Here is a 24,035-nt window from a genome sequence, read left to right on the forward strand (position 1 = left end):
GCTGCCCGGAGGGCTTCCTATGAGTTATGTGATCGACCGACGTCTCAATGGCAAAAACAAGAGCACGGTGAACCGCCAGCGTTTTCTGCGGCGTTACCGTGACCACATCAAGAAGGCTGTCGAAGAGGCGGTCAGCCGGCGTTCCATTACCGATATGGAGCACGGTGAGCAGATCAGTATTCCCGGTCGCGACATCGACGAACCGGTGCTTCACCACGGCCGTGGCGGCAAACAGACCGTGGTTCATCCCGGCAACAAAGAATTCACCGCTGGCGAACACATCGCCCGGCCACCGGGCGGTGGAGGCGGACGAGGTCCGGGCAAGGCCGGCAACTCCGGCGAGGGCATGGACGAATTCGTCTTCCAGATCACTCAGGAAGAATTCCTCGAATTCATGTTCGAAGACCTCGAACTGCCGAACCTGGTCAAACGCAACCTCAGCGGCACCGACACCTTCAAAACCGTGCGCGCCGGGATCAGCAACGAAGGCAACCCTTCGCGGATAAATATCATCCGCACCCTGCGTTCGGCCCATGCACGGCGCATCGCCCTTTCCGGCAGCAGCCGGGCGAAGCTGCGCGAAGTCAAAGTAGAACTTGAACGTCTGAGACGTGAAGAGCCAGACAACTTCGGCGATATTCAGGAACTCGAGGCCGAAGTCGAAAAACTCAGCGCGCGTATCCATCGTGTGCCGTTCCTCGACACGTTCGACTTGAAATACAACCTGCTGATCAAACAGCCCAACCCTAGTTCAAAAGCGGTGATGTTCTGCCTGATGGACGTTTCCGGCTCCATGACCCAGGCGACCAAGGACATCGCCAAACGCTTTTTCATCCTCTTGTATCTGTTCCTGAAACGAAACTACGACAAGATCGACGTGGTGTTCATCCGCCACCACACCAGTGCCCGGGAAGTCGATGAAGAAGAGTTTTTCTACTCGCGGGAAACCGGCGGCACCATCGTTTCCAGTGCCCTGAAGCTGATGCAAGAGATCATGGCCGAGCGCTATCCGAGCAACGAATGGAACATCTACGCGGCTCAGGCTTCCGATGGCGACAACTGGAACGACGACTCGCCGATCTGCCGCGATATCCTGATCAACCAGATCATGCCGTTTGTGCAGTACTACACTTACGTGGAGATCACCCCGCGCGAACATCAGGCCTTGTGGTACGAGTACGAACGCATCGCCGAAGCTTTCTCTGACACTTTTGCCCAGCAGCAACTGGTCTCGGCCGGGGATATCTATCCGGTCTTCCGTGAACTCTTCCAGCGCAGGTTAGTGACATGACCGCCAAAGAGCAGAAGCGCCAACCCATTTCCACCGGCTCCGAATGGACGTTCGAGCTGATCCAGACCTACGACCGCGAAATTGCCCGGATCGCGGCCCGCTATGCGCTGGATACCTACCCCAATCAGATCGAAGTGATCACCGCCGAGCAGATGATGGACGCCTATGCCTCGGTGGGCATGCCGCTGGGTTACCACCACTGGTCCTACGGTAAACACTTCCTCAGCACCGAAAAGTCCTACAGTCGCGGGCAGATGGGCCTGGCCTATGAAATCGTGATCAACTCCGATCCGTGCATTGCCTATCTGATGGAAGAAAACACCATCTGCATGCAGGCGCTGGTGGTAGCGCACGCGTGCTATGGCCACAACAGCTTCTTCAAGGGCAACTACCTGTTTCGCACCTGGACCGACGCGAGTTCGATCATCGATTACCTGGTGTTCGCCAAGCAGTACATCATGCAGTGCGAAGAGCGCCATGGCATCGATGCGGTGGAAGACCTGCTCGACTCCTGCCATGCGTTGATGAACTACGGCGTCGATCGCTACAAACGTCCATATCCAATTTCCGCCGAAGAGGAGCGCCGGCGGCAGAAAGATCGCGAAGAACACCTGCAGAAACAGATCAACGATCTGTGGCGCACCATTCCCAAAGGCGCAGACAAGTACAGCGACAGGGACAACGCGCGTTTCCCGGCCGAGCCGCAGGAAAACATCCTGTATTTCATCGAGAAACATGCGCCGTTGCTGGAGCCGTGGCAGCGTGAAATCGTGCGGATCGTGCGCAAGATCGCTCAGTATTTCTATCCACAACGTCAGACCCAGGTGATGAACGAAGGCTGGGCGACGTTCTGGCACTACACGCTGATGAACGACCTCTACGATGAAGGGCTGGTCACCGATGGCTTCATGATGGAGTTCCTGACGTCGCACACCAGCGTGGTGTTTCAACCGGGTTTCGACAGCCCCTACTACAACGGGATCAACCCCTACGCGCTGGGCTTCGCGATGTATCGGGACATCCGGCGCATGTGTGAAGAACCTACCGAAGAAGATCGTCACTGGTTCCCGGAAATTGCCGGGAGCGACTGGCTGTCGACCATCAAATTCGCCATGAGCAGCTTCAAGGATGAGAGTTTCATCCTGCAGTATCTGTCGCCAAAGGTGATCCGTGACCTGAAACTGTTCAGCATCATGGATGACGATCAGAAGGACGACTTGTTGGTGCCTGCAATTCATGACGAACCCGGCTACCGGATCATTCGCGAAACCCTTGCTGCGCAGTACAACCTCGGCAATCGTGAGCCGAACGTGCAGATCTACAGCATCGATCGACGCGGTGATCGCTCACTGACCTTGCGTCACCAACAGCACGACCGCAAACCATTGGGTGACTCCACCGAAGAAGTGCTCAAACACTTGCATCGCCTGTGGGGCTTCGACATTCATCTGGAAACCCTGCAAGGCGACCAGATCATGAAAACCCATCACGTTCCGCCACGCAGCGAACACAGCGAAGGGGATTACGGTCGACTGGATCTGGCCGTCATTCATCTTTGATCCGGTTCCGGCCTCCGAAAGTCCGACGCAAGGGTTATCCTGTCGGGCTAACGGAGGTTTTTTATGCAGATTTTCAAGGTTGGCGGCGCAGTACGTGATCGCTTGCTGGGCAAACCGGTTACTGACATCGATTGGGTGGTGGTCGGCGCTACCACGGAAGAAATGCTCGCCCAGGGATACCGCCCGGTCGGCGCAGATTTTCCGGTGTTTCTTCACCCAAAAAGCGGCGAGGAATATGCCCTCGCCCGCACCGAACGCAAGAGCGGTCGCGGTTACGGCGGCTTCACCTTTCACGCCAGCCCTGAAGTGACGCTCGAAGAAGACCTGATTCGTCGCGACCTGACCATCAACGCCATGGCCGAGGACGATCAGCACAATCTGACTGATCCGTACCATGGCCAGCGCGATCTTCAAGCCCGAATTCTGCGCCATGTATCTCCGGCGTTCGCCGAGGATCCCCTCCGTGTCTTGCGCGTAGCCCGATTCGCTGCGCGTTATGCCGGACTCGGTTTCACCGTGGCACCCGAAACGCTCGAACTGATGCGACAGCTCAGCGAATCCGGAGAACTGGAGGCGCTGACCGCCGAACGCAGCTGGAAAGAAATCTCCCGTGCACTGTTGGAAGAACAGCCGCAGGTGTTCATTCAGGTGCTTCGCGACTGTGGCGCGTTGAAGGTCTTGATGCCGGAAGTCGACGCACTTTTTGGTGTACCACAGCCGGAAGCGCATCACCCGGAAATCGATACCGGCCTGCACACGCTGAGCGTTTTGGAGCAATCGGCGCTGCACAAACAACCGCTGACGGTTCGTTGGGCTTGCCTCTTGCACGACCTTGGCAAAGGCTTGACCCCGGAAGATCAATGGCCACGACATATCGCCCATGAGCACACGGGGTTGAAGCTGATCAAAGCGGTCAACGAGCGCTTCAAGGCGCCGAAGGATTGCCAGGAATTGGCCTTGCTGGTTGGCAAGTACCACACCCACGGGCACCGCGCCCTGGAGCTGAAGGCTTCGACGTTACTGGAGTTGTTGCAGAGTTTTGACGTGTATCGCCGGCCGCAGCGCTTTGAAGAATTTATCGCCGCATGCGAAATGGACGCCCGAGGCCGTAAAGGGCTGGAGCAGAGAAGTTACCCACAGGCGGATTACTTGCGCGGTGCGGCAAAGGCAGCGCGGGAAGTTGCGGTGCAACCGTTGCTGGAGAAGGGATTCAAAGGGCCGGAACTGGGCGAAGCGCTCAAGCGTGAACGGCTAAAAGCGCTGAAAGCCTACAAAGAGAACGCTTGAGCAAGATCAAAAAATCGGAGCCTGCGGCAGCTCCTACACGGGATTATGTTTCTCCTGTAGGAGCTGCCGCAGGCTGCGATCTTTTGCTTTAAAGGTTCTCAGGCGTGAGTTGCTCACCCCGCCATTCGAACGCCACCGGCGCCAGCACCTGATCAATCTGCGCCTCAGCCCACAACGTGGCGAAGCTTTTTCCCACACCGGGATGCACGCGATCCGGTGCAATCAGCGACAACGGCCACAGCACAAACGCGTTTTTCAGAATCTCGGCCCGCGGCAAAACCAGACCGTCGAAATTCCCCACCAGATCGCCATACAGCAGCACGTCGATATCCAGCGGCAACCCCTTGCGATCCGGCGCGTAGCGGCCATTATCCGCCTCGATGAATTTCAAGCGTCGGTCCAGCTCCATCAACGGCAGATCGGTATACGCCGACACCACGAAGTTGAAGAACGGCCCGCTCTTGATCCCCACAGGTGCGCTCTCGAACACCGCCGAACAGCGGATATCCACCAGAAACGTCGCCAAAGCATCGAGCCCGGCGCGCAAATGGGTTTCGCGCTCGATATTGCTACCGAGCCCGAGGTAGACCTGAGTCAGCGACATCCGCGCTCGATCTCCACACCCACGCCACCTTTGGCAGCCGGTACGGCGCCTGGCTTGGTCAACTTCAGACGAACCCAAGTAATCTTGAATTCATTCATCAGCACCTCGACCAAGCGCTCGGCGAACGTTTCGACCAGCTGGAACTGCGCCTGCTCGGCAAACGCCTGAATTCGGCTGGACACGCTGGCGTAGTCAAGCGCCAGGGTCAGGTCATCACCGGCGGCGGCCGGGCGATTGTCCCAGGCGAAGCTCAGATCAAGTCGCAGGCACTGTCGGATGCCGCGCTCCCAGTCGTAGGCACCGATCACGGTGTCGACTTCCAGGCCCTCGATAAACACTCTGTCCAAGCACTTCTCTCCGCTGCACGACAAGGGCGCAATGCGCCGTTAGAATCAGGGCGTCCTCGCCCGGAATAGTTAGCATGTTTTGGTTACTGGCGACTTTCGCCTACCTGCTCGGCTCGCTGTCCTTCGCCATTTTGCTCAGCCGCCTGACCGGAAATCCGGATCCGCGAATGAGTGGCTCGGGCAATGCCGGTGCCACCAACATGCTGCGCCTGGCCGGCCGCAAACTCGCGATCCTGACCCTGCTGGGTGATTTGTGCAAAGGCCTGGTGCCGGTGCTGATCGCCTCGGCTGCAGGCCTTTCGCTGCAGGATCAGGCATGGATCGGCGTGTGCGCCGTGATCGGTCACCTGTTCCCGCTGTACTTTCGCTTTCGTGGCGGCAAGGGCGTCGCCACCGCCGCCGGCATGCTGCTCGGCCTGTATCCCCCCGCCGCGCTGCTGGCAGTATGCACCTGGTTGCTGACGTTTTACCTGACCCGTACCAGCTCGCTGGCCGCGCTGATTGCCACGCCGCTGACCCTGCCGTTGCTGGCCTGGCAGGAACCGGAGGCGCTGTTGCCAATGAGCGCACTGACCTTGCTGATCGTCTGGCGCCACCGCGGCAATTTACGCGACCTGTTTGCCGGGCGCGAACGGCATTTTTAAATGGCGCCCGTGAGCGCCTCTCATCACAGCGGCGACAATTGCTCCATCGGCCAGCGCGCCTGCACGCTGATCGCCAGGCTTTCCTGCTGACCGGCCTGCAAGCGCTGGCAACCGGCGAACGCGATCATTGCGCCATTGTCGGTGCAGAACTCCGGGCGGGCGTAAAACACATCGCCCTTCATGTCGCCGAGCATCTTCTCCAGCGAAACACGCAAGGCCTTGTTGGCACTGACGCCGCCAGCGATCACCAGACGCTTCATGCCCGCCTGTTTCAGGGCTCGCTTGCACTTGATGGTCAAAGTCTCCACCACGGCCTGCTGGAACGCCAGCGCGATGTCGCAACGGGCTTGCTCGTTGTCGTCTCCGGCGCTGACGCACTGCTGCCAGGCGTTGAGTGCAGAGGTTTTCAGGCCACTGAAGCTGAATTGCAGACCCGGGCGATCACACATCGGACGCGGAAAGGTGAAACGTCCGGCGACGCCCTTCTCCGCCAACTTGGCGATTTCCGGTCCGCCCGGATAATTGAGGCCCATCATCTTTGCAGTCTTGTCGAACGCTTCGCCAGCGGCATCGTCGAGCGTCTCGCCAAGCAGGCTGTATTGACCGATGCCATCGACCTGAACCAGTTGCGTGTGACCTCCAGAGACCAACAAAGCGACGAACGGGAACTCCGGCGGTTTTGGCTCCAGCATCGGCGCCAGCAAATGCCCTTCCATGTGGTGCACGCCAAGCGCCGGAATGCCCCAGGCAAACGCCAGCGCCTGAGCGCAGGAAGCACCAACCAGCAGCGCGCCAACCAGGCCAGGACCCGCGGTATAGGCGATCGCATCGATCTCGGTCGGCACACAGTCAGCCTCGGCCAACACCTGACGAATCAAGGGCAGCATGCGTTTGACGTGGTCACGCGAGGCGAGCTCCGGCACCACGCCGCCATAGGCGCGGTGCAGGTCGATCTGGCTGAACAATGCATCGGCCAGCAAGCCGCGTTCACTGTCATATAATGCGACGCCGGTTTCGTCGCAGGAGGTTTCTAATCCCAGTACTAGCATGGGTTTGCGCCTTGTTTAGGCTGAATTCGAAGGCGCGCATAATAGTCGCCGCGTGATGCCCCGACCAGCGGTTTTCGATCAGAGGCTTTGCATTCCGAGCGATGAGGGGTTAACATCCGCAACCCTTAAAAACCGACGTCTTCAAGTGCTCTTTTGCCGCGAGGATGTTGACCCCGGTAATGAATGAAGGTAGCTCTGGATGCCAGCCGTCAAAGTTAAAGAGAACGAACCCTTCGACGTAGCTCTGCGTCGTTTCAAGCGCTCCTGCGAAAAAGCCGGTGTACTGGCTGAAGTTCGTAGCCGCGAATTTTACGAGAAGCCAACTTCTGAGCGTAAGCGCAAAGCAGCAGCCGCTGTTAAGCGTCACGCCAAGAAAGTTCAGCGCGAACAGCGCCGCGCCGTTCGTCTGTACTAATACACAGACGTTCGTAGCAAGCTTCTTGCCTAAGCCCGGCTCTCAGCCGGGCTAATGGCATTTGCGTAAAACGCTTGATGCTTCACCGTCGAAGCCGCACACGCGACCGAGACAAATCTGCTTCACGCGTCAGACCTGGCTCTTTTGCCAGCGGTGCACGTCTTTTCTGACGAGCCTTTCAAGGCTACTGACGAGCACACCCACTGATTCCTCTCACGACGATCAGCCCAAGGCACCTGCATGCGTGCCCGCTTTATTGAGCTATCCGAGGCCCTTAACCGGCCGTCAGCGGATTCAGCGCAACACTTTCAAATAGTCGAAGGCTGATGAGTACTAACGTCAGTGGATTTTCGGCAGATACAATTCCCGACAGCGATTACGCAGACGACACCGGTCGAGCCGCATATTTTGCGCGCTTCAAACAATGACCCGCGTCCGCCAGCCTTACGCATCGGACTTATTACAGCGCAGACGACGAGAACGCCATGGCCGGGCTGATTCCCCAGAGCTTCATTGACGACCTGCTGAACCGCACCGACATTGTCGACGTGGTCAGTTCGCGCGTGCAATTGAAGAAGGCCGGCAAGAACTACACCGCCTGTTGCCCGTTCCACAAAGAGAAAACCCCGTCTTTCAGCGTCAGCCCCGACAAGCAGTTCTACTATTGCTTCGGCTGCGGTGCCGGCGGTAACGCCCTCGGCTTTCTCATGGATCACGACAACCTGGATTTCCCCCAGGCCGTTGAAGATCTGGCGAAAGCCGCCGGCATGGAAATCCCCCGCGAAGAAAGCGGTCGCCCGCACAAACCGCGCCAGCCGACCGATTCGCCGTTGTATCCGCTGCTCAGCGCTGCCGCCGATTTTTATCGTCAGGCGCTCAAGAGTCATCCTTCGCGCAAAGCCGCAGTGGATTACCTCAAGGGCCGCGGACTGACTGGCGAGATCGCCCGGGATTTCGGGCTCGGCTTTGCGCCGCCCGGCTGGGACAACCTGTTCAAGCACTTGAGCAGCGACACCCTGCAGCAGAAGGCCATGATCGACGCCGGCCTGCTGATCGAGAACGCTGAAACCGGCAAACGCTATGACCGCTTCCGCGATCGCGTGATGTTCCCGATCCGCGATACCCGTGGGCGCATCATCGCTTTCGGCGGCCGCGTACTCGGCGACGACAAGCCGAAATACCTGAACTCACCGGAAACCCCGGTTTTTCATAAAGGCCAGGAACTCTACGGCCTCTATGAAGCACGCAAGAACAACCGCAACCTCGACGAAATCATCGTCGTCGAAGGCTATATGGACGTCATTGCTCTCGCCCAGCAGGGGTTGAAAAATGCCGTCGCGACGCTGGGCACTGCGACCAGCGAAGAACACTTGAAGCGCCTGTTCCGGGTAGTGCCGAACGTACTCTTCTGCTTCGACGGTGACCAAGCCGGCCGCAACGCTGCGTGGCGAGCCCTGGAAGCAACGCTATCGAGCCTGCAAGACGGGCGCCGGGCGCGATTCCTGTTTCTCCCCGAAGGCGAAGACCCGGACACCCTGGTGCGCGCCGAAGGCACTGACGCGTTCAAAGCACGGATCAATCAGCATGCTCAACCGCTGGCGGACTATTTTTTCCAGCAACTGACTGAAGAAGCCGATCCGCGTTCGCTCGAAGGCAAGGCCCATATGGCCACCCTTGCCGCACCGTTGATCGACAAAGTGCCGGGCGCCAACCTGCGCATCCTGATGCGTCAACGCCTGACCGAAATTACCGGCCTGAGCAGTGAAACCGTCAGCCAACTCGCACAAAGTGCGCCGCAGGAAGCGCCGCCCGCCTACGATCCGGGCATCGATTACGACGCAATGCCGGACTACAGCGACTACCATCAGCCGCAGGCACAGGACATGTATGTGCCGCAGCAGGAGTGGACGCCGAAGAAACCCGGCGCTGGCGGCAAGAAGTGGGACAAGAAGCCCTGGGACAAGAACGGCAAGCGTGGCGGTGATCGCGATCAGCAACGCCCGCGCACGCCGATTGGCGTCGAGTCGCCGACCCTGACCGCCCTGCGCACATTGCTCCATCACCCGCAATTGGCCGAGCGCGTCGAAGATGCCGGGCACATAGCGGACGAGAATCAGACCAACGCCCAGTTACTTGTGGCGCTGCTCGAAGCTGTACAGAAGAATCCCAAGCTAAACTCATTTCAGTTGATCGCGCGATGGCACGGCACTGAACAGGGACGCTTGCTCAAGGCACTGGCAGAAAAGGAATGGCTGATTGACGGAGATAACCTTGAACAACAGTTTTTCGACACCATTACTAGCTTGTCAGCCCGCCAACGCGAGCGAAATCTGGAACAGTTGCTCAGGAAAGCGCGTCAAAGCGAACTGAGCGTTGAAGAGAAAAATCAACTGCGCGACCTTTTAAGTCGCAATGTTTCCGCATCAAACCCGACCTCAACTGGCGCGTGAGGTCATAGCTCAGGTATAATCCTCGGCTTGTTTTTTGCCCGCCAAGACCTTCAGTGGATAGGGTGTTATGTCCGGAAAAGCGCAACAGCAGTCTCGTATTATTGAGTTGATCAAACTGGGTCGTGAGCAGAAGTATCTGACTTACGCCGAGGTCAACGACCACCTGCCCGAGGATATTTCAGATCCAGAGCAGGTGGAAGACATCATCCGCATGATTAACGACATGGGGATCCCCGTACACGAGAGTGCTCCGGATGCGGACGCCCTTATGTTGGCCGACGCCGATACCGACGAGGCCGCTGCGGAAGAAGCAGCGGCTGCGTTGGCCGCGGTGGAGACCGATATCGGTCGCACCACTGACCCAGTGCGCATGTACATGCGTGAAATGGGTACGGTCGAGCTTCTGACTCGTGAAGGCGAAATCGAAATCGCCAAGCGTATCGAAGAGGGCATCCGTGAAGTGATGAGCGCAATCGCGCACTTCCCTGGCACGGTTGACCACATTCTCTCCGAGTACACTCGCGTCACCACCGAAGGTGGTCGCCTGTCCGACGTCCTGAGCGGTTATATCGACCCGGACGACGGCATTGCGCCGCCTGCCGAGGTGCCGCCACCGGTCGAAGCGAAAGCGGCGAAGACCGACGACGAAACCGATGACGATGAAGCCGAATCTTCCGATGACGAAGAAGAAGCCGAAAGCGGTCCGGATCCGGTCATCGCTGCCCAGCGCTTTGGCGCCGTGGCTGACCAGATGGAAATCACCCGCAAGGCGCTGAAAAAGCACGGTCGCAACAACAAGGCAGCGATTGCCGAGTTGCTGGCACTGGCCGAGCTGTTCATGCCGATCAAACTGGTACCGAAGCAATTCGAAGGCCTGGTCGAGCGTGTTCGTGGTGCCCTGGATCGTCTGCGTCAGCAAGAGCGCGCGATCATGCAACTGTGCGTACGTGATGCACGTATGCCACGCGCTGATTTCCTGCGTCAGTTCCCCGGCAACGAAGTCGACGAAAGCTGGTCCGACGCCCTGGCCAAAGGCAAGAGCAAGTACGCCGAAGCCATCGGTCGCGTGCAGCCGGATATCATTCGTTGCCAGCAGAAACTGATCGCGCTGGAAACCGAAACCGGTCTGACCATCGCAGAAATCAAGGACATCAACCGTCGCATGTCGATCGGTGAGGCCAAGGCCCGCCGCGCGAAGAAAGAGATGGTTGAAGCCAACCTGCGTCTGGTGATCTCGATCGCCAAGAAGTACACCAACCGCGGCCTGCAATTCCTCGATCTGATCCAGGAAGGCAACATCGGTCTGATGAAAGCGGTGGACAAGTTCGAATACCGTCGTGGTTACAAGTTCTCGACTTATGCCACCTGGTGGATCCGTCAGGCGATCACTCGCTCGATCGCCGACCAGGCCCGCACCATCCGTATTCCGGTGCACATGATCGAGACGATCAACAAGCTCAACCGCATTTCCCGGCAGATGTTGCAGGAAATGGGTCGCGAACCGACCCCGGAAGAGCTGGGCGAACGCATGGAAATGCCTGAGGACAAGATCCGTAAGGTATTGAAGATCGCTAAAGAGCCGATCTCCATGGAAACCCCGATCGGTGATGACGAAGACTCCCATCTGGGTGACTTCATCGAAGACTCGACGATGCAGTCGCCAATCGATGTCGCCACTGTTGAGAGCCTGAAAGAAGCGACTCGCGAAGTGCTGTCCGGCCTCACTGCCCGTGAAGCCAAAGTACTGCGTATGCGTTTCGGTATCGACATGAACACCGACCATACACTCGAAGAAGTGGGCAAACAGTTTGACGTAACGCGTGAGCGGATCCGTCAGATCGAAGCCAAGGCGCTGCGCAAGCTGCGCCACCCGACGCGAAGCGAGCATCTGCGCTCCTTCCTCGACGAGTGATACCAGAACCCCCGGCCCAGGCCGGGGGTTTTGTTTATATGGCAGATTAAATCCTTCGCAACGCCCCTCCCCCGCATACCCCGTCTACACTCGAAACAATCATCCCCGAGCCATAACGAGAGCGTTATGCCCAGATTGGCGTCCGTGCTTTTTTTGCTGTCACTGATGATCTGGACCGCAACGGCTGACGCGCTGACTCTGACCGATGAAGAACGTAGCTGGCTGGCGGCTCACCCGGACTTGCGCCTGGGTGTCGATGCGTCGTGGCCGCCCTTTGAATTTCGCGATGACCAGAACCGTTATCAGGGCCTGGCGGCGGACTATATCGACGTGATTCGCCAACGCTTGGCGATCAAATTGACGCCCATCGAACCGGTGAGCTGGACGGTGGTGCTCGAACAGGTCAAATCGGGCAAGATCGACCTCCTGCCCGGCATCATGTCCACCCCGGAGCGCCAGACCTACCTGTCGTTCACCCGCCCTTATCTTGATTTCCCGATTGTCATCCTTGCCCATATCGGCGGCGCGCAACCACGCAAGCTCGACGACCTGTACGGTTTGAAGATTGCCGTAGTGGAGAACTACGCGCCCCACGAACTGCTGCGCACTCACCACCCCGATCTGAATCTGGTCGCCATGCCCAATGTCAGCTCGGCATTGCAGGCGCTGGCGACCGACGAAGTGGACGCCGTTGTCGGTGACCTCGCGTCCAGCGTCTGGAGCCTGCGCCAGCTCAAGCTCGACGGCCTGTACGTCAGCGGCGAAACCCCATATCGCTACCAACTGGCGATGGCCGTACCCCGCGACAACAAGGTATTGGTGGGGATTCTCGACAAAGTCCTCGCGGACATGAGCCCTGATGAAATCAGCAGCATTCAGGAGCATTGGGTCGGCAACGTCCTTGATCATCGGACATTCTGGTCGGACCTGCTGATCTACGGCTTGCCCGGGCTGTTGCTGCTGGTGACGATCCTCGCCGTGGTGATCCGCATCAACCGACGCCTGAGCTCGGAAATCGCCCGACGCATCGACCTCGAACAGGAACTGCGCAGCAGCGAGTATCACTACCGCGGCCTGGTCGAGAGCCTGTCGGCCATCGCCTGGGAAGCGCGGATGAGCGACTTCACCTACAGCTATGTCTCGCCCCACGCCGAAGACTTGCTCGGCTATCCACAATCGCACTGGCTGATCCCCGGTTTCTGGCACAACATCATTCACCCGGCCGATCTGACCCGTACGCAGAATTACTGCAAAGAAGCACTGCGCGAGGGTCGCGATCACATCGTCGATTATCGCGTGATCACCGCGGATGGCCGCTGTTTGTGGGTACGCGACATCGTCAGTCTGATCGAACATGGTCACGAGCCGGTGATGCGTGGTTTGATGATCGACATCAGCGAAATCAAGCGCACAGAAGAGGCGCTGCGGCTCTCGGAGCAAAAATTCGCTTCGGTCTTCCAGCAGTGCCCGGACATCCTGGTCATTGCACGGCTGTCCGATGGCTGCCTGCTGGAGGTCAATGAAGCATTTGAAGAACAGATCGGGCTGAAAGCCGAGGAAGTGCTTGGGCAAACGGCCACCGACCTGAATATCTGGGGAATTCCCGGCGTCGGTCCGGGACTGCTGCAACGTTTGCAGGCGGGCAGTATTCGCAATCTGGAGATGCCTTTTCGCCGCAACAACGGCCAACTGTTTACTGGTCTGATTTCCGCCGAACCCTTCGATCTGGACACAACGCCAGCCCTGGTCGTCGTCGTGCGTGATATCACTCAGCTCAAGGAAACCCAGCAGCAACTGCAAACCTCCGAAGAGAAGTTCGCCAAAGCCTTCCATGCCTCGCCGGATGGTTTGTTGTTGTCACGCCAGAGCGATGGCCTGCTGCTGGAGGTCAACGAAGGTTTCAGCCGCATCACCGGTTTCAATAGCGCCATGTCGGTGGATCGCTCGGCGCTGGATTTGGGCATCTGGGTGAACCTCAACGAGCGCAAACAGATGCTCGACCTGTTGCACCGCGATGGCTTCGTGCGTGACTTCACCTGCCATATCCGTCGCAGTGACGGGCAGATTCGCCTCTGCGAAGTGTCCAGCCGTCCGCTGCCGATCGGTGAAGAAGACTGCATGCTGACCATCGCCCGCGACATCACCGAGCGCCATCTGATGCAGGAAAAACTGCAACAGGCCGCCACCGTGTTCGAAAGCACCGCCGAGGGCGTGCTGATCACCGACACCCAACAGCACATCAGCGCAGTCAACCGCGCCTTCACCGAAATCACCGGCTACAGCGAAAGCGAAGCGCTCGGGCATACACCGCGCCTGCTTGCCTCCGGCCTGCACGACAGCGCGTTCTACGCGGCAATGTGGCACCAATTGACCGACGAAGGACACTGGCAAGGCGAGATCTCCAACCGGCGCAAGAACGGCGAGTTGTACCCGAGCTGGCTGACCATCAGTGCCGTACGCAATCGCGACAAGTTCATTACTCACTTTGTCGCGGTGTTTGCCGACATTTCCAGCCTCAAGCATGCACAAGCCAAGCTCGACTATCAGGCGCACCACGACCCACTTACCGGTCTGCCGAACCGCACGCTGTTCGAAAACCGTTTGTTGATGGCGTTGAACAGTCAGCAGGAAAACGGCGGACAGGGTGCCGTGCTGTTTCTCGATCTCGACCGTTTCAAACATATCAACGACAGCCTCGGCCATCCGGTCGGCGACCTGCTGCTCAAGGGCATCGCCGTGCGCCTGAAAGAGCAACTGCGCGACATCGATACCGTGGCGCGCCTGGGCGGCGACGAATTCATCATTCTGTTACCCGGCCTGCAACAGGCCAGCGACGCGGATAACATCGCCACCAAACTGCTCAACTGCTTCGGTGCACCGTTCCAGGCGGGCGAGCATGAGTTTTTCATCAGCGCCAGCATCGGCACCAGTCTCTATCCTCGGGACGGCAACGACGTCGCCACACTGGTGAAAAACGCCGACGCGGCGATGTACCGCTCCAAGGCCAAGGGCCGCAATCGTGTCGAAAGCTACACCCGCGACCTCACGGCCCAGGCCAGCGAGCGCATAGCGCTGGAACACGAATTGCGCCGCGCCATTGAGCGTGACGAACTGTTCCTCTACTACCAACCGAAAATAAGCCTCGATGACCATCGTCTGGTCGGTGCCGAAGCGTTGATCCGTTGGCGTCACCCGACTTTCGGCGAAGTACCGCCAGAGCACTTCATTCCGCTGGCCGAAGAAAACGGCATGATCCTGCAGATCGGTGATTGGGTGCTCGAGACCGCGTGCCGGCAAATGTTCGAATGGAATCAGATCTACGACAGCCTCGGCCCGCTGTCGGTGAACCTCGCCGGCGCACAGCTGCGTCAGCCGAATCTGCTCGGACGCATCGAACAACTGCTCAAGGACAACCGCCTCCAGCCAGACTTACTGCAACTGGAAATTACCGAGAATTTCATCATGAGTCAGGCCGAAGAGGCGCTGGCGGTGTTGCACCAGCTCAAACACCTCGGCGTGCAACTGGCGATCGATGACTTTGGCACCGGATATTCTTCGCTCAGTTACCTCAAACGCCTGCCGCTGGACATCCTCAAGATCGACCAGTCATTCGTTCGCGGACTGCCCGACGACCCCCACGATGCGGCGATTGTCCGGGCCATCATCGCACTCGGGCGGAGCATGCAATTCACGGTCATCGCCGAGGGCGTGGAAACCCAGGCACAACAACAATTTCTCGCCGCCGAAGGCTGCGAACAGATCCAGGGCTACATCGTCAGCCTGCCGCTACCACCGGAAGAATTCGCGGCAACGTTTCTTCGTGTAACCGTATCGGATTATTCGGATAGCACAGCCGAGAAACCGTCGCTATAATCCGCGACCTACTGAGGGCCTATAGCTCAGTTGGTTAGAGCAGAGGACTCATAATCCTTTGGTCCACGGTTCAAGTCCGTGTGGGCCCACCAAACCTGAAAGCCGCGCAAATGCGCGGCTTTCGCGTTTCTGGCGCGAGAGCGGGCCAAGTGTCGAAGCAGAACGGCATCCGCCTCACTCAACACCCGCCGTAACGTTGCAATTTTTTGAAATCGATTGCCGTATGGCAAATGGCGGTTTCCGCGCTTCGCCCTTGCGTCAAAGATGCGTTACTTTCAAACTGCCAACACAGGATGTCTAGCCAGTTCGAAGGACGAAATCAGGTGCATAAACTTACCTCGCTACAAGCTGCTAGAGGCCTGGCGGCTCTTTTGGTTGTTGCGTTCCATTCTATTTTTATCAATACAAAATACCTACAGAATGAGTTGATCATTCCCGAGCTGTTTGTATTCGGACAAACAGGCGTCGACCTGTTCTTCGCACTCAGTGGCTTCGTAATGATCATCGCCTTTCGCAAAAAATTTGGGCTGCGCGGCGAGACATTAAACTTTCTCAAGGGCCGCTTTCTTCGAATCTATCCGACCTACTGGGTTTATTTTCTGGCAGTCCTATTGGTCTTCATCATCAGGCCAGAACTGGTAAACAACTCTCAGAGCGGCCATTCAAATATCCTTTCGTCCTTTCTATTACTACCTGAAGAGTCAGCTCCCCTGGTGATGGTTGCGTGGTCACTCACGCATGAAATATGGTTTTACCTGGTCTTTGCCTTAATATTGAAGCTGCCAGTACAGTACGTTTCGGCTGCCTTGCTCGTGTGGTTGCTTGCAATTGTCTTCGCTTCTTTTTTCATGACCACAACGGGCGCTCCTTATCTGCGGATTATCACCCACGAATTTTCAATCGAATTCATACTCGGCGCGCTGTCGGGCGTCGCTTATCTGAAGCTTGCGCAACGCGGCCTGAAAACGATACCCCCCGTGTTACTTGCAGCGGTGGGGATGAGCAGTCTGCTCTACGCGTTTTTCGATAAAACAGTGGGCAATGCTGATGTTATTCAGGCGATATCACTGAAAAGGGCGTTCCTGGTCGGCGGTGGCTACGCTCTATTGTTATTGGCTTGTGCCTTGCAAGAAGTCATAAGCAAAAAACACGCTCCCCGCCTGCTAGCATTTATCGGCGACATTTCCTATTCAATGTATCTGTCGCACATCCTCACATTAAGTGTCTGCGGCCGCATTTGGAGCATGCTCGGTTACTCCAACGGTGGGCTGTGGAGCGCCATACTTTTCTGGACCATTTCTTATAGTGCGGTCATTCTCGTTTCATTCATCAGTTACCAACTTGTCGAGCGCCGCGTAATGCAGGTATCTCGTCGAGCCAGAAGGCCTTTGCCACGATCACTAGAAAACGCAAACACCCTCTGAAGAGTGCAGATGGCAAACGCCTTGTATCCAGAAAACTGCATAGATCTATTTCAGGACTGAGTGTGTCATCGCTTTTCACAGTGCCTCAACGGTAAATCAACCATTAACCATTTCGTTACTTCATTAAAGGGGCCACACAGCAGTGGCGCATCTGATGATCCGAAAAGGGAGTTCTCATGGTTGATGTCACTCGACGCTCATTCGTTGGATTTGCCGCGACGCTGCCACTGCTGGCGCACAATCCTTGGGCTCAGGCTCAAATTGAAACAGCCTCTGTAGCGGCAACTTCTGACGAGGTGCTGATCAACTTCAACGAAAGCCCTTGGGGACCCTCGACGGCTGCTCGACAAGCGATGCAGGAAGGTATCGCCCTGTCGGGACGTTATCCCTACAAGATCCAGTACCGGCTCAATGCACTGTTTGCCCGCCAGCAAGGCATTCCCGAAGATTTCGTGCAGACCTACAGCGGCTCCAAGCAGGCCCTGCAGCACGCCGTGCATGCCTTCACGCAACAGGGAAGTCTGGTGGTTGCCGCACCGTCCTATGAAGATCCCGTCCAGGCTGCGCGCGGTAGAAATGTCGCTGTCCACGAAGTACCGCTGAACGCTGAGCATGCTCACGACCTGCCGCGCATGCTGGCTGCCGATCATCAGCCGGGGTTGATCTACATCTGCAATCCGAATAATCCGACCGGCACCCTCACTGCCCGTAGCGATATTGAACGCGCGTTGAAGGACAAACCCAAAGGCTCGATTCTGTTGGTGGATGAGGCTTACATCGATTTCTCGCAGGCCATCACCTGCATCCCACTGGTCAAGGATCACCCCGACCTGCTGGTGCTGCGTACCTTTTCGAAAATCTACGGCATGGCGGGTGCAAGGCTCGGCATCGCAGTAGGTAACCCTGCGCTGTTGGAACAATTGGAAGTGTTCGGCAACTACAACGTCCCGGCCGCTTCGTCTTTGCTGGGAGCAATCGCCAGCCTTGAGGACGCTTCGTTGCTGGCGCAAAGGAAACAGAACAACACGCGTCTGCGAGAGGAAACCATCGCCTGGCTGAGTGCGCGAGGCTTTCGTTGCACAGCGTCCCAGGCCAATTGCTTCATGATTGATGTCAGACGCCCTGCGGCTGCCGTGGTAAAGGCATTGGCCGAGCGCCACGTTCATGTCGGTCGCGTATGGAAAGAATGGCCGACCTGGGTTCGAGTGAGTGTCGGCACGGACGATGACATGCGCCGATTCCGGGAGGCATTTGCCAAGGTACTGGCGTAAGAAACACGGGCTCGAATCAACGGTCAGGTTTCAGCAGGACAATAGCGTCGACATGCGGATGAAACCCAATCATCGCCTGCAAGCGTCCCGGCAATTGAGCCTGTAACATGCGCCAACCACCGATCCGCGCCAATGGAGCCGCCCCTTGCCAGACATCCGCCCGCCCGTGCTTGATGAAATCGATCGTCAGTTGATCGCTGCCCTGCAGATCAATGCTCGTGAGAGCGTGGCCATGCTTGCCCGGCAATTGGGCATTGCGCGCACCACCGTGACGTCGCGTCTGGCGCGCCTGGAAAAAGCCAAAGTGATCACCGGCTATGGCGTACGCCTGGGTCAGCGGGTGGTCGATGGCGGGTTGCAGGCGTATGTCGGGATCAAGGTGCAGCCGCGCTCAGGCAAAGAGGTGTTGCGCCGGTTGAGTGCGATGGCACAGGTGCAGCAACTGTGTGCCGTGAGTGGCGAGTTTGATTATGTGGCGTGGTTGCGTACGGACTCGCCGGAGCAACTGGATCAGTTACTCGATCAGATTGGCAGCGTGGATGGGGTGGAGAAGACCACGACTTCGATCATATTGAGTAGCAAGATTGATCGGGGGCAGCCGGTTTAAGATTTTGATCGGGCTTCTCGGGTGGATTTCAGAGCTTCTTCGCGAGCAGGCTCTCTCGCAAATTTTGGTCGGTGTGTAGCCACTGCTCGTCATATTGATCGCTAATCTGGCAAAACGACGACACTTTGCGTCTTATTAACGTGTTCTACGCTCCCTAGAATGGCTGGCATCTTTTCCTATACTCAGACGCGCATCCCGCGTCGGGTCGCCAGCAAGGTCAGCCATGAACAAGAACAATCGCCATCCTGCAGACGGTAAGAAACCAGTCACCATTTTCGGCCCGGACTTTCCGTTCGCGTTTGACGACTGGATCGAACACCCGGCCGGTCTCGGCACTATTCCTGAACACCATCATGGCGCTGAAGTGGCGATCGTCGGCGCAGGCATCGCCGGCCTGGTGGCCGCTTACGAGTTGATGAAGCTCGGCTTGAAACCCGTGGTTTACGAAGCATCAAAACTCGGTGGCCGTCTGCGTTCGCAGGCCTTCAACGGCACTGACGGCATCGTCGCTGAACTGGGCGGCATGCGCTTCCCGGTATCGTCCACCGCGTTCTATCACTACGTCGACAAGCTCGGCCTCGAAACCAAACCTTTCCCGAACCCGCTGACGCCAGCCTCTGGCAGCACGGTGATCGACCTGGAAGGCAAAACTCATTACGCACAAAAACTGGCGGATCTTCCTGCACTGTTTCAGGAAGTGGCTGACGCCTGGGCGGATGCGCTGGAGGCCGGCTCGCAGTTCGCCGATATCCAGCAAGCCATCCGCGACCGCGATGTGCCGCGCCTGAAAGAGCTGTGGAACACGCTGGTGCCGCTGTGGGACGACCGCACCTTCTATGACTTTGTCGCCACCTCCGAGGCCTTCGCCAAACTGTCGTTCCATCACCGCGAAGTGTTCGGTCAGGTCGGTTTCGGCACCGGCGGCTGGGACTCGGACTTCCCCAACTCGATGCTGGAAATCTTCCGCGTGGTGATGACCAACTGCGACGATCATCAGCATCTGGTGGTCGGCGGCGTCGAACAAGTACCGCAGGGCATCTGGCGTCATGTGCCGGAGCGTTGCGTGCATTGGCCTGAAGGTACCAGCCTGAAATCCCTGCACCGTGGTGCGCCGCGCTCCGGCGTGAAGAAAATTGCCCACGCGGCGGATGGTCGTTTCGCGGTCACCGACAATAATGGCGACACCCGCGAATACGCCGCCGTGCTGACCACTTGTCAGAGCTGGCTGTTGACCACCCAGATCGAATGCGACGAAAGCCTGTTCTCGCAGAAAATGTGGATGGCCCTCGACCGCACCCGCTACATGCAATCGTCGAAGACTTTCGTGATGGTCGACCGGCCGTTCTGGAAGGACAAGGACCCGGAAACCGGCCGCGACCTGATGAGCATGACCCTCACCGATCGCCTGACCCGTGGCACTTACCTGTTCGACAATGGCGACGACAAACCGGGCGTGATCTGCCTGTCTTATTCGTGGATGAGCGACGCGCTGAAGATGCTGCCGCATCCGGTGGAAAAACGCGTTGAGCTTGCGTTGAATGCGTTGAAAAAGATCTACCCGAAAGTCGACATCGCTGCGCGGATCATCGGCGATCCGATCACCGTGTCGTGGGAAGCCGACCCGCATTTCCTCGGTGCATTCAAAGGCGCCCTGCCCGGTCACTATCGCTACAACCAGCGCATGTACGCGCACTTCATGCAGGACGAAATGCCAGCCGAGCAGCGCGGGATTTTTATCGCTGGCGACGATGTTTCGTGGACGCCGGCATGGGTCGAAGGCGCAGTGCAGACGTCGCTCAACGCGGTGTGGGGGATCATGAAGCATTTCGGCGGTTCGACACATAAAGCGAACCCGGGCCCGGGTGATGTGTTCAAAGACATCGGCCCTATCGCCCTGCCCGAGTAAGAGGAATTCCTGATGCGTGTAGCCCTTTACCAATGTCCACCGCTGCCACTGGAGCCCGCCGCCAACCTGCAACGCCTGCATCAACTGGCGATGGAGGCCAAGGGTGCCGACCTGTTGGTGCTGCCGGAGATGTTCATGACCGGCTACAACATCGGCGCCGAAGCGGTCAGCACCTTGGCCGAGGTCTACAACGGTGAATGGGCGCAGCAGATCGGCCGGATCGCCAAGGCTGCGGGTCTGGCGATTGCTTACGGTTATCCGGAGCGCACCGCCGACGGGCAGATTTACAACGCGGTGCAGTTGATCGATTCGAGCGGTGAGCGCCTGTGCAATTACCGCAAGACGCATCTGTTCGGTGATCTGGATCGCTCGATGTTCAGCCCCGGCAATGATGATTTTCCCATCGTCGAACTCAACGGCTGGAAGCTCGGTTTCCTGATTTGTTACGACCTGGAGTTTCCGGAAAACACCCGACGTCTGGCGCTCGCCGGCGCCGAATTGATTCTGGTGCCGACGGCGAACATGATCCCGTTTGATTTTGTCGCTGACGTCACCGTGCGTTCACGCGCCTTCGAAAACCAATGCTACGTGGCTTACGCCAACTACTGCGGCCACGAAGGTGACATCCATTACTGCGGGCAAAGCAGCATCGCCGCACCGGATGGCAGCCGCATCGCTCAGGCCGGACTCGACGAAGCGCTGATCATCGGCAAGCTCGATCGACAGTTGATGCTCGACTCCCGCGCCGCCAATCGCTACCTCAGCGACCGTCGCCCCGAACTTTACGACGCGCTCAACCAGCGCTAATCCGCTAGCATTGGCACTTCACTGTTCTGGAAGTGCCCATGCCTGCGCCGACTCACCCCCGCCTCCACTCTGAAACCCTGGCCAACGGCTTGCGCGTGACCCTGCGTCATGTGCCCGGGCTGAAGCGCAGTGCCGCTGCATTGCGCGTGGCTGTCGGTAGCCATGATGTGCCGCTGGCATGGCCGGGACTGGCGCACTTTCTGGAGCACTTGCTGTTTCTCGGCACCGAGCGTTTTCCTGCCGGCGATGGGCTGATGGCCTACGTACAGCGTCATGGTGGGCAAGTGAATGCCAGCACGCGCGAACGTACTACTGACTTTTTCTTTGAATTGCCGACGCGCTCATTCAGCGACGGGCTGGAGCGTCTGTCAGACATGCTCGCTCAGCCGCGTATGAATCTGGACGATCAGTTGCGGGAACGGGAAGTGTTGCAGGCAGAATTTGTCGCATGGACGCAGGATTCTGCGGCGCAGCAGCAGTTTTCCTTGTACGAAGGTTTACCGGCAGATCATCCGTTGCGCGGATTTCATGCGGGGAATCGCGACAGCCTGCCAGTCGAACAATCTGCGTTTCAACAGGCGTTGAAAGCCTTCCACCAGCAGTTTTATCGGACTGGGCAGATGACGCTGAGTCTGGTCGGACCGCAGAGTCTTGAGGAACTGAAAGCACTGGCTGAACAATTTGCAGCGGATTTGCCAGCTGGGGATAAAGTTGCGCAGGCGGCATCCATACCGCTGGCGGTAAAAAGTTATCAACAGGTGGCTGAGCGACGCGGCAACCTGATGTTTGCGTTCGATGCCTTGCCTGAGTCGTCTGGCGAGGCTTTGGCATTCCTTTGCCATTGGTTGAACAGCGCCCAACCCGGAGGCTTGCTGGCGCATTTGCAGCAGCAGAATCTGGCTGATGGATTAAAAGCTGCGCCGGTCTATCAGTTTGCCAGCCAAGCGTTGCTGCATCTGGAGTTCAGCGCAGCGTTCGAATCGTTAAACGCCATTGCCGAGCGGGTGCTGGATTGGCTGAGTTTCTTTGCTCAACAAGATTGGGCGCCACTGCAAAAAGAATACGCGGCGCTGCTTCAGCGTCAGCAACAAGTCAGCGGCGCGCTGCAACTGGCGCGGCTCGATAGTGAAGCGTTGGAAGTCGGGTTGTCTGATTCCGGCGTTAAAGCCCTTACACAGATTCTCAGCGAAATCGGCACTGTGGATAACTTCAGCGATCACTGGAGCCTGCCTGCTGCCAATCCTTTTCTGAGAGCCAGCGAACCCTTGGCCAACGCCGGGCTGATTCGCGGCCAGACCAGTGCCCACCGAGGGCTGCGCACGTTCGCTCAGGATCGTTCGCGCGGCCGTCGTGAACGCTCGCCGATGCAGTTCAGTCAGGCGTTGCCGGACAACACGGATGAAGGCGCAGTTTATCTGCGCTGGCAGGTGGAAGTTGCAGCCAGCGCTGATCTGCAATCGAGGTTGCAGCGTAGTCTTCGGCAAACGCAGCAAGACGCCCGAGAAGCCGGCGTCGACCTGTCTTTCAGCGACGCTGGCAATCAATGGCTGCTGAAGCTCACCGGGCTGCAAGAGCCAATGCCCAGCGTCCTTGAACATGCGCTGAAATCTCTGACGCAAGTTGACCCCGATTCGCCGCGCAGTGAGCCGCAAGCGCCGTTGAACCCCATCCGCCAACTGCTGAAAACGTTGCCGGAACAGACGCTGGAATCAGCCAAAACCGGCGACGACGCCCAACACCTGTGGACAACTTCACGCTGGGACGGCCTCGCCCTGGGCCTGAATCAACAGACTCAATCTGCCATGGGCTTGGCCCTGAGCCGGATTCCCGGGATTGCGGACAATCAGTTGCCAGCGCCGACGACGATCACCGCGCAAAAACACTGGCGACATATCGATACCGCCTCCAGCGAATACGCCTTGCTGCTGTTCTGCCCGACTGCCAGCCGCAGCCTCGCCGACGAAGCCGCGTGGCGGCTGTTGGCGCAGTTGTGCCAGACACCTTTCTACCAGCGCCTGCGGGTCGAATTGCAATTGGGTTATGCAGTTTTCAGCGCACTGCGCCAGATTCACGGCCAGACGGCCATGCTGTTCGGCGTGCAATCCCCGAACACCCCACCCGTGGAACTGCTCGGCCACATTCGGCAGTTCTTCGAAAGCCTGCCAATGCTGGTCGAAAAGAATGATGAGTCGAGCTTCGAGCAACAACGCCAGAGCCTCGCTGATCAATTCGACGACGCCAACCTGTCCAGCAAAGACGCCGCCGAACTGCTTTGGCAGGCCAGGCTTGCAGGTCACTCGTCGGATTATCTTGAGCAATTGATCGCCGCCATCGGCCAACTGGATCGCCAGACATTGCTCAGCGCTGCGCAGCGCTTGAGCAACGCCGAAGGCGCCTGGCTCTGCCTCGCCAGCGATCCGGCGCCCGAGACCTCATGGCAGGCAGCAAATTGATCATTACCAAGGCTGCAAGGAGCTTTCTCAAAGATTCACGGGCATTTACCCGGAAATTTTGAGTAACATAGCAGCCTAACTATTTGGAACATCTTTGCGCTGCCGTGGACTATAACTATGGACAGCGCTATCCCAC

At 58.0% G+C, this 24,035-nt stretch carries 17 protein-coding genes and 1 tRNA gene; 15 read left to right on the forward strand and 3 right to left on the reverse strand.

Going from position 1 to position 24,035, the window contains the following annotated elements:
• Nucleotides 1–19: 19 nt before the first annotated feature.
• The 3 genes from ACM6IN_RS05520 to ACM6IN_RS05530 all read left to right on the forward strand — a co-directional run bounded on the left by ACM6IN_RS05520 (nucleotide 20) and on the right by ACM6IN_RS05530 (nucleotide 4,137).
• Nucleotides 20–1,291 (forward strand): YeaH/YhbH family protein, encoded by a 1,272-nt coding sequence (locus ACM6IN_RS05520; RefSeq protein WP_414893105.1) that lies wholly within the window; start codon nucleotides 20–22, stop codon nucleotides 1,289–1,291.
• Nucleotides 1,288–2,850, forward strand: a complete 1,563-nt coding sequence (locus ACM6IN_RS05525) for a SpoVR family protein (protein WP_007910113.1) — start codon at nucleotides 1,288–1,290, stop codon at nucleotides 2,848–2,850. Before ACM6IN_RS05520 ends, ACM6IN_RS05525 begins: the two co-directional genes overlap by 4 nt.
• A 63-nt stretch (nucleotides 2,851–2,913) precedes the next feature.
• Nucleotides 2,914–4,137: a multifunctional CCA addition/repair protein gene (locus ACM6IN_RS05530; RefSeq protein ID WP_095112711.1), complete on the forward strand. Its 1,224-nt coding sequence runs from the start codon at nucleotides 2,914–2,916 to the stop codon at nucleotides 4,135–4,137.
• A gap of 88 nt (nucleotides 4,138–4,225) precedes the next feature.
• On the opposite strand, the gene folK is transcribed toward ACM6IN_RS05530, so the two are convergent.
• Nucleotides 4,226–4,741, reverse strand: coding sequence for a 2-amino-4-hydroxy-6-hydroxymethyldihydropteridine diphosphokinase (gene folK / locus ACM6IN_RS05535; RefSeq protein ID WP_007910111.1), 516 nt, complete (start codon nucleotides 4,739–4,741; stop codon nucleotides 4,226–4,228).
• Nucleotides 4,732–5,088 (reverse strand): dihydroneopterin aldolase, encoded by a 357-nt coding sequence (gene folB / locus ACM6IN_RS05540; RefSeq protein WP_007910104.1) that lies wholly within the window; start codon nucleotides 5,086–5,088, stop codon nucleotides 4,732–4,734. The genes folK and folB overlap by 10 nt, the downstream gene beginning before the upstream one ends.
• Before the next feature lie 74 nt (nucleotides 5,089–5,162).
• On the opposite strand from folB, the gene plsY reads away from it, so the two are divergent.
• Complete coding sequence (gene plsY, locus ACM6IN_RS05545) at nucleotides 5,163–5,732, forward strand: glycerol-3-phosphate 1-O-acyltransferase PlsY (RefSeq protein ID WP_007910103.1); 570 nt, start codon at nucleotides 5,163–5,165, stop codon at nucleotides 5,730–5,732.
• 23 nt (nucleotides 5,733–5,755) lie between these two features.
• Here plsY and tsaD read toward each other — a convergent pair whose 3' ends face one another.
• Nucleotides 5,756–6,781 carry a tRNA (adenosine(37)-N6)-threonylcarbamoyltransferase complex transferase subunit TsaD gene (tsaD, locus tag ACM6IN_RS05550; protein ID WP_007910097.1) on the reverse strand — a complete coding sequence of 342 codons (1,026 nt, stop codon included), beginning with the start codon at nucleotides 6,779–6,781 and terminating at the stop codon, nucleotides 5,756–5,758.
• A gap of 199 nt (nucleotides 6,782–6,980) precedes the next feature.
• Between tsaD and rpsU the strand changes: the two genes are divergently transcribed.
• The 11 genes from rpsU (at nucleotide 6,981) to pqqF (ending at nucleotide 23,899) form a co-directional block, all read left to right on the forward strand.
• The gene (rpsU, locus tag ACM6IN_RS05555; RefSeq protein WP_002551877.1) at nucleotides 6,981–7,196 is read left to right on the forward strand and encodes a 30S ribosomal protein S21; all 216 of its coding nucleotides are present in this window, start codon (nucleotides 6,981–6,983) and stop codon (nucleotides 7,194–7,196) included.
• 485 nt (nucleotides 7,197–7,681) lie between these two features.
• Nucleotides 7,682–9,646 carry a DNA primase gene (gene dnaG / locus ACM6IN_RS05560; RefSeq protein WP_095112712.1) on the forward strand — a complete coding sequence of 655 codons (1,965 nt, stop codon included), beginning with the start codon at nucleotides 7,682–7,684 and terminating at the stop codon, nucleotides 9,644–9,646.
• Between the two features lie 67 nt (nucleotides 9,647–9,713).
• Entirely contained in the window at nucleotides 9,714–11,558 is a 1,845-nt protein-coding gene (gene rpoD, locus ACM6IN_RS05565; protein WP_414915557.1) for an RNA polymerase sigma factor RpoD, read from the forward strand.
• Nucleotides 11,559–11,684: 126 nt separating this feature from the next.
• Nucleotides 11,685–15,431, forward strand: coding sequence for a bifunctional diguanylate cyclase/phosphodiesterase (locus tag ACM6IN_RS05570; RefSeq protein ID WP_414915558.1), 3,747 nt, complete (start codon nucleotides 11,685–11,687; stop codon nucleotides 15,429–15,431).
• Between the two features lie 15 nt (nucleotides 15,432–15,446).
• Nucleotides 15,447–15,523: transfer RNA gene (locus ACM6IN_RS05575), tRNA-Ile, on the forward strand.
• 231 nt (nucleotides 15,524–15,754) lie between these two features.
• Complete coding sequence (locus ACM6IN_RS05580) at nucleotides 15,755–16,855, forward strand: acyltransferase family protein (protein WP_414915559.1); 1,101 nt, start codon at nucleotides 15,755–15,757, stop codon at nucleotides 16,853–16,855.
• A gap of 176 nt (nucleotides 16,856–17,031) precedes the next feature.
• Nucleotides 17,032–18,126 (forward strand): pyridoxal phosphate-dependent aminotransferase, encoded by a 1,095-nt coding sequence (locus ACM6IN_RS05585; protein WP_007910087.1) that lies wholly within the window; start codon nucleotides 17,032–17,034, stop codon nucleotides 18,124–18,126.
• Between the two features lie 145 nt (nucleotides 18,127–18,271).
• Nucleotides 18,272–18,733 (forward strand): Lrp/AsnC family transcriptional regulator, encoded by a 462-nt coding sequence (locus ACM6IN_RS05590; protein ID WP_007910086.1) that lies wholly within the window; start codon nucleotides 18,272–18,274, stop codon nucleotides 18,731–18,733.
• Between the two features lie 223 nt (nucleotides 18,734–18,956).
• Nucleotides 18,957–20,639, forward strand: coding sequence for a flavin monoamine oxidase family protein (locus ACM6IN_RS05595; RefSeq protein ID WP_414915560.1), 1,683 nt, complete (start codon nucleotides 18,957–18,959; stop codon nucleotides 20,637–20,639).
• A 12-nt stretch (nucleotides 20,640–20,651) separates the two neighbouring features.
• Nucleotides 20,652–21,446 (forward strand): carbon-nitrogen hydrolase family protein, encoded by a 795-nt coding sequence (locus ACM6IN_RS05600; RefSeq protein WP_007910081.1) that lies wholly within the window; start codon nucleotides 20,652–20,654, stop codon nucleotides 21,444–21,446.
• A 38-nt stretch (nucleotides 21,447–21,484) separates the two neighbouring features.
• A complete protein-coding gene (gene pqqF / locus ACM6IN_RS05605) occupies nucleotides 21,485–23,899 on the forward strand; it encodes a pyrroloquinoline quinone biosynthesis protein PqqF (protein WP_414915561.1) in 2,415 nt (804 codons plus the stop codon).
• Nucleotides 23,900–24,035 lie beyond the last annotated feature (136 nt).

This window comes from Pseudomonas sp. IT-P395 (genome assembly GCF_949767675.1).
Taxonomy (GTDB): domain Bacteria; phylum Pseudomonadota; class Gammaproteobacteria; order Pseudomonadales; family Pseudomonadaceae; genus Aquipseudomonas.

Excerpts from the sequence above, each read along its gene's own strand:
- ACM6IN_RS05520 (WP_414893105.1), top strand. The coding sequence starts at position 20 with ATGAGTTATGTGATCGACCGACGTCTCAATGGCAAAAACAAGAGCACG.
- ACM6IN_RS05525 (WP_007910113.1), top strand. The coding sequence starts at position 1,288 with ATGACCGCCAAAGAGCAGAAGCGCCAACCCATTTCCACCGGCTCCGAA.
- ACM6IN_RS05530 (WP_095112711.1), top strand. The coding sequence starts at position 2,914 with ATGCAGATTTTCAAGGTTGGCGGCGCAGTACGTGATCGCTTGCTGGGC.
- folK (WP_007910111.1), bottom strand. The coding sequence starts at position 4,741 with ATGTCGCTGACTCAGGTCTACCTCGGGCTCGGTAGCAATATCGAGCGC.
- plsY (WP_007910103.1), top strand. The coding sequence starts at position 5,163 with ATGTTTTGGTTACTGGCGACTTTCGCCTACCTGCTCGGCTCGCTGTCC.
- tsaD (WP_007910097.1), bottom strand. The coding sequence starts at position 6,781 with ATGCTAGTACTGGGATTAGAAACCTCCTGCGACGAAACCGGCGTCGCA.
- rpsU (WP_002551877.1), top strand. The coding sequence starts at position 6,981 with ATGCCAGCCGTCAAAGTTAAAGAGAACGAACCCTTCGACGTAGCTCTG.
- dnaG (WP_095112712.1), top strand. The coding sequence starts at position 7,682 with ATGGCCGGGCTGATTCCCCAGAGCTTCATTGACGACCTGCTGAACCGC.
- rpoD (WP_414915557.1), top strand. The coding sequence starts at position 9,714 with ATGTCCGGAAAAGCGCAACAGCAGTCTCGTATTATTGAGTTGATCAAA.
- ACM6IN_RS05570 (WP_414915558.1), top strand. The coding sequence starts at position 11,685 with ATGCCCAGATTGGCGTCCGTGCTTTTTTTGCTGTCACTGATGATCTGG.
- ACM6IN_RS05585 (WP_007910087.1), top strand. The coding sequence starts at position 17,032 with ATGGTTGATGTCACTCGACGCTCATTCGTTGGATTTGCCGCGACGCTG.
- ACM6IN_RS05595 (WP_414915560.1), top strand. The coding sequence starts at position 18,957 with ATGAACAAGAACAATCGCCATCCTGCAGACGGTAAGAAACCAGTCACC.
- ACM6IN_RS05600 (WP_007910081.1), top strand. The coding sequence starts at position 20,652 with ATGCGTGTAGCCCTTTACCAATGTCCACCGCTGCCACTGGAGCCCGCC.
- pqqF (WP_414915561.1), top strand. The coding sequence starts at position 21,485 with ATGCCTGCGCCGACTCACCCCCGCCTCCACTCTGAAACCCTGGCCAAC.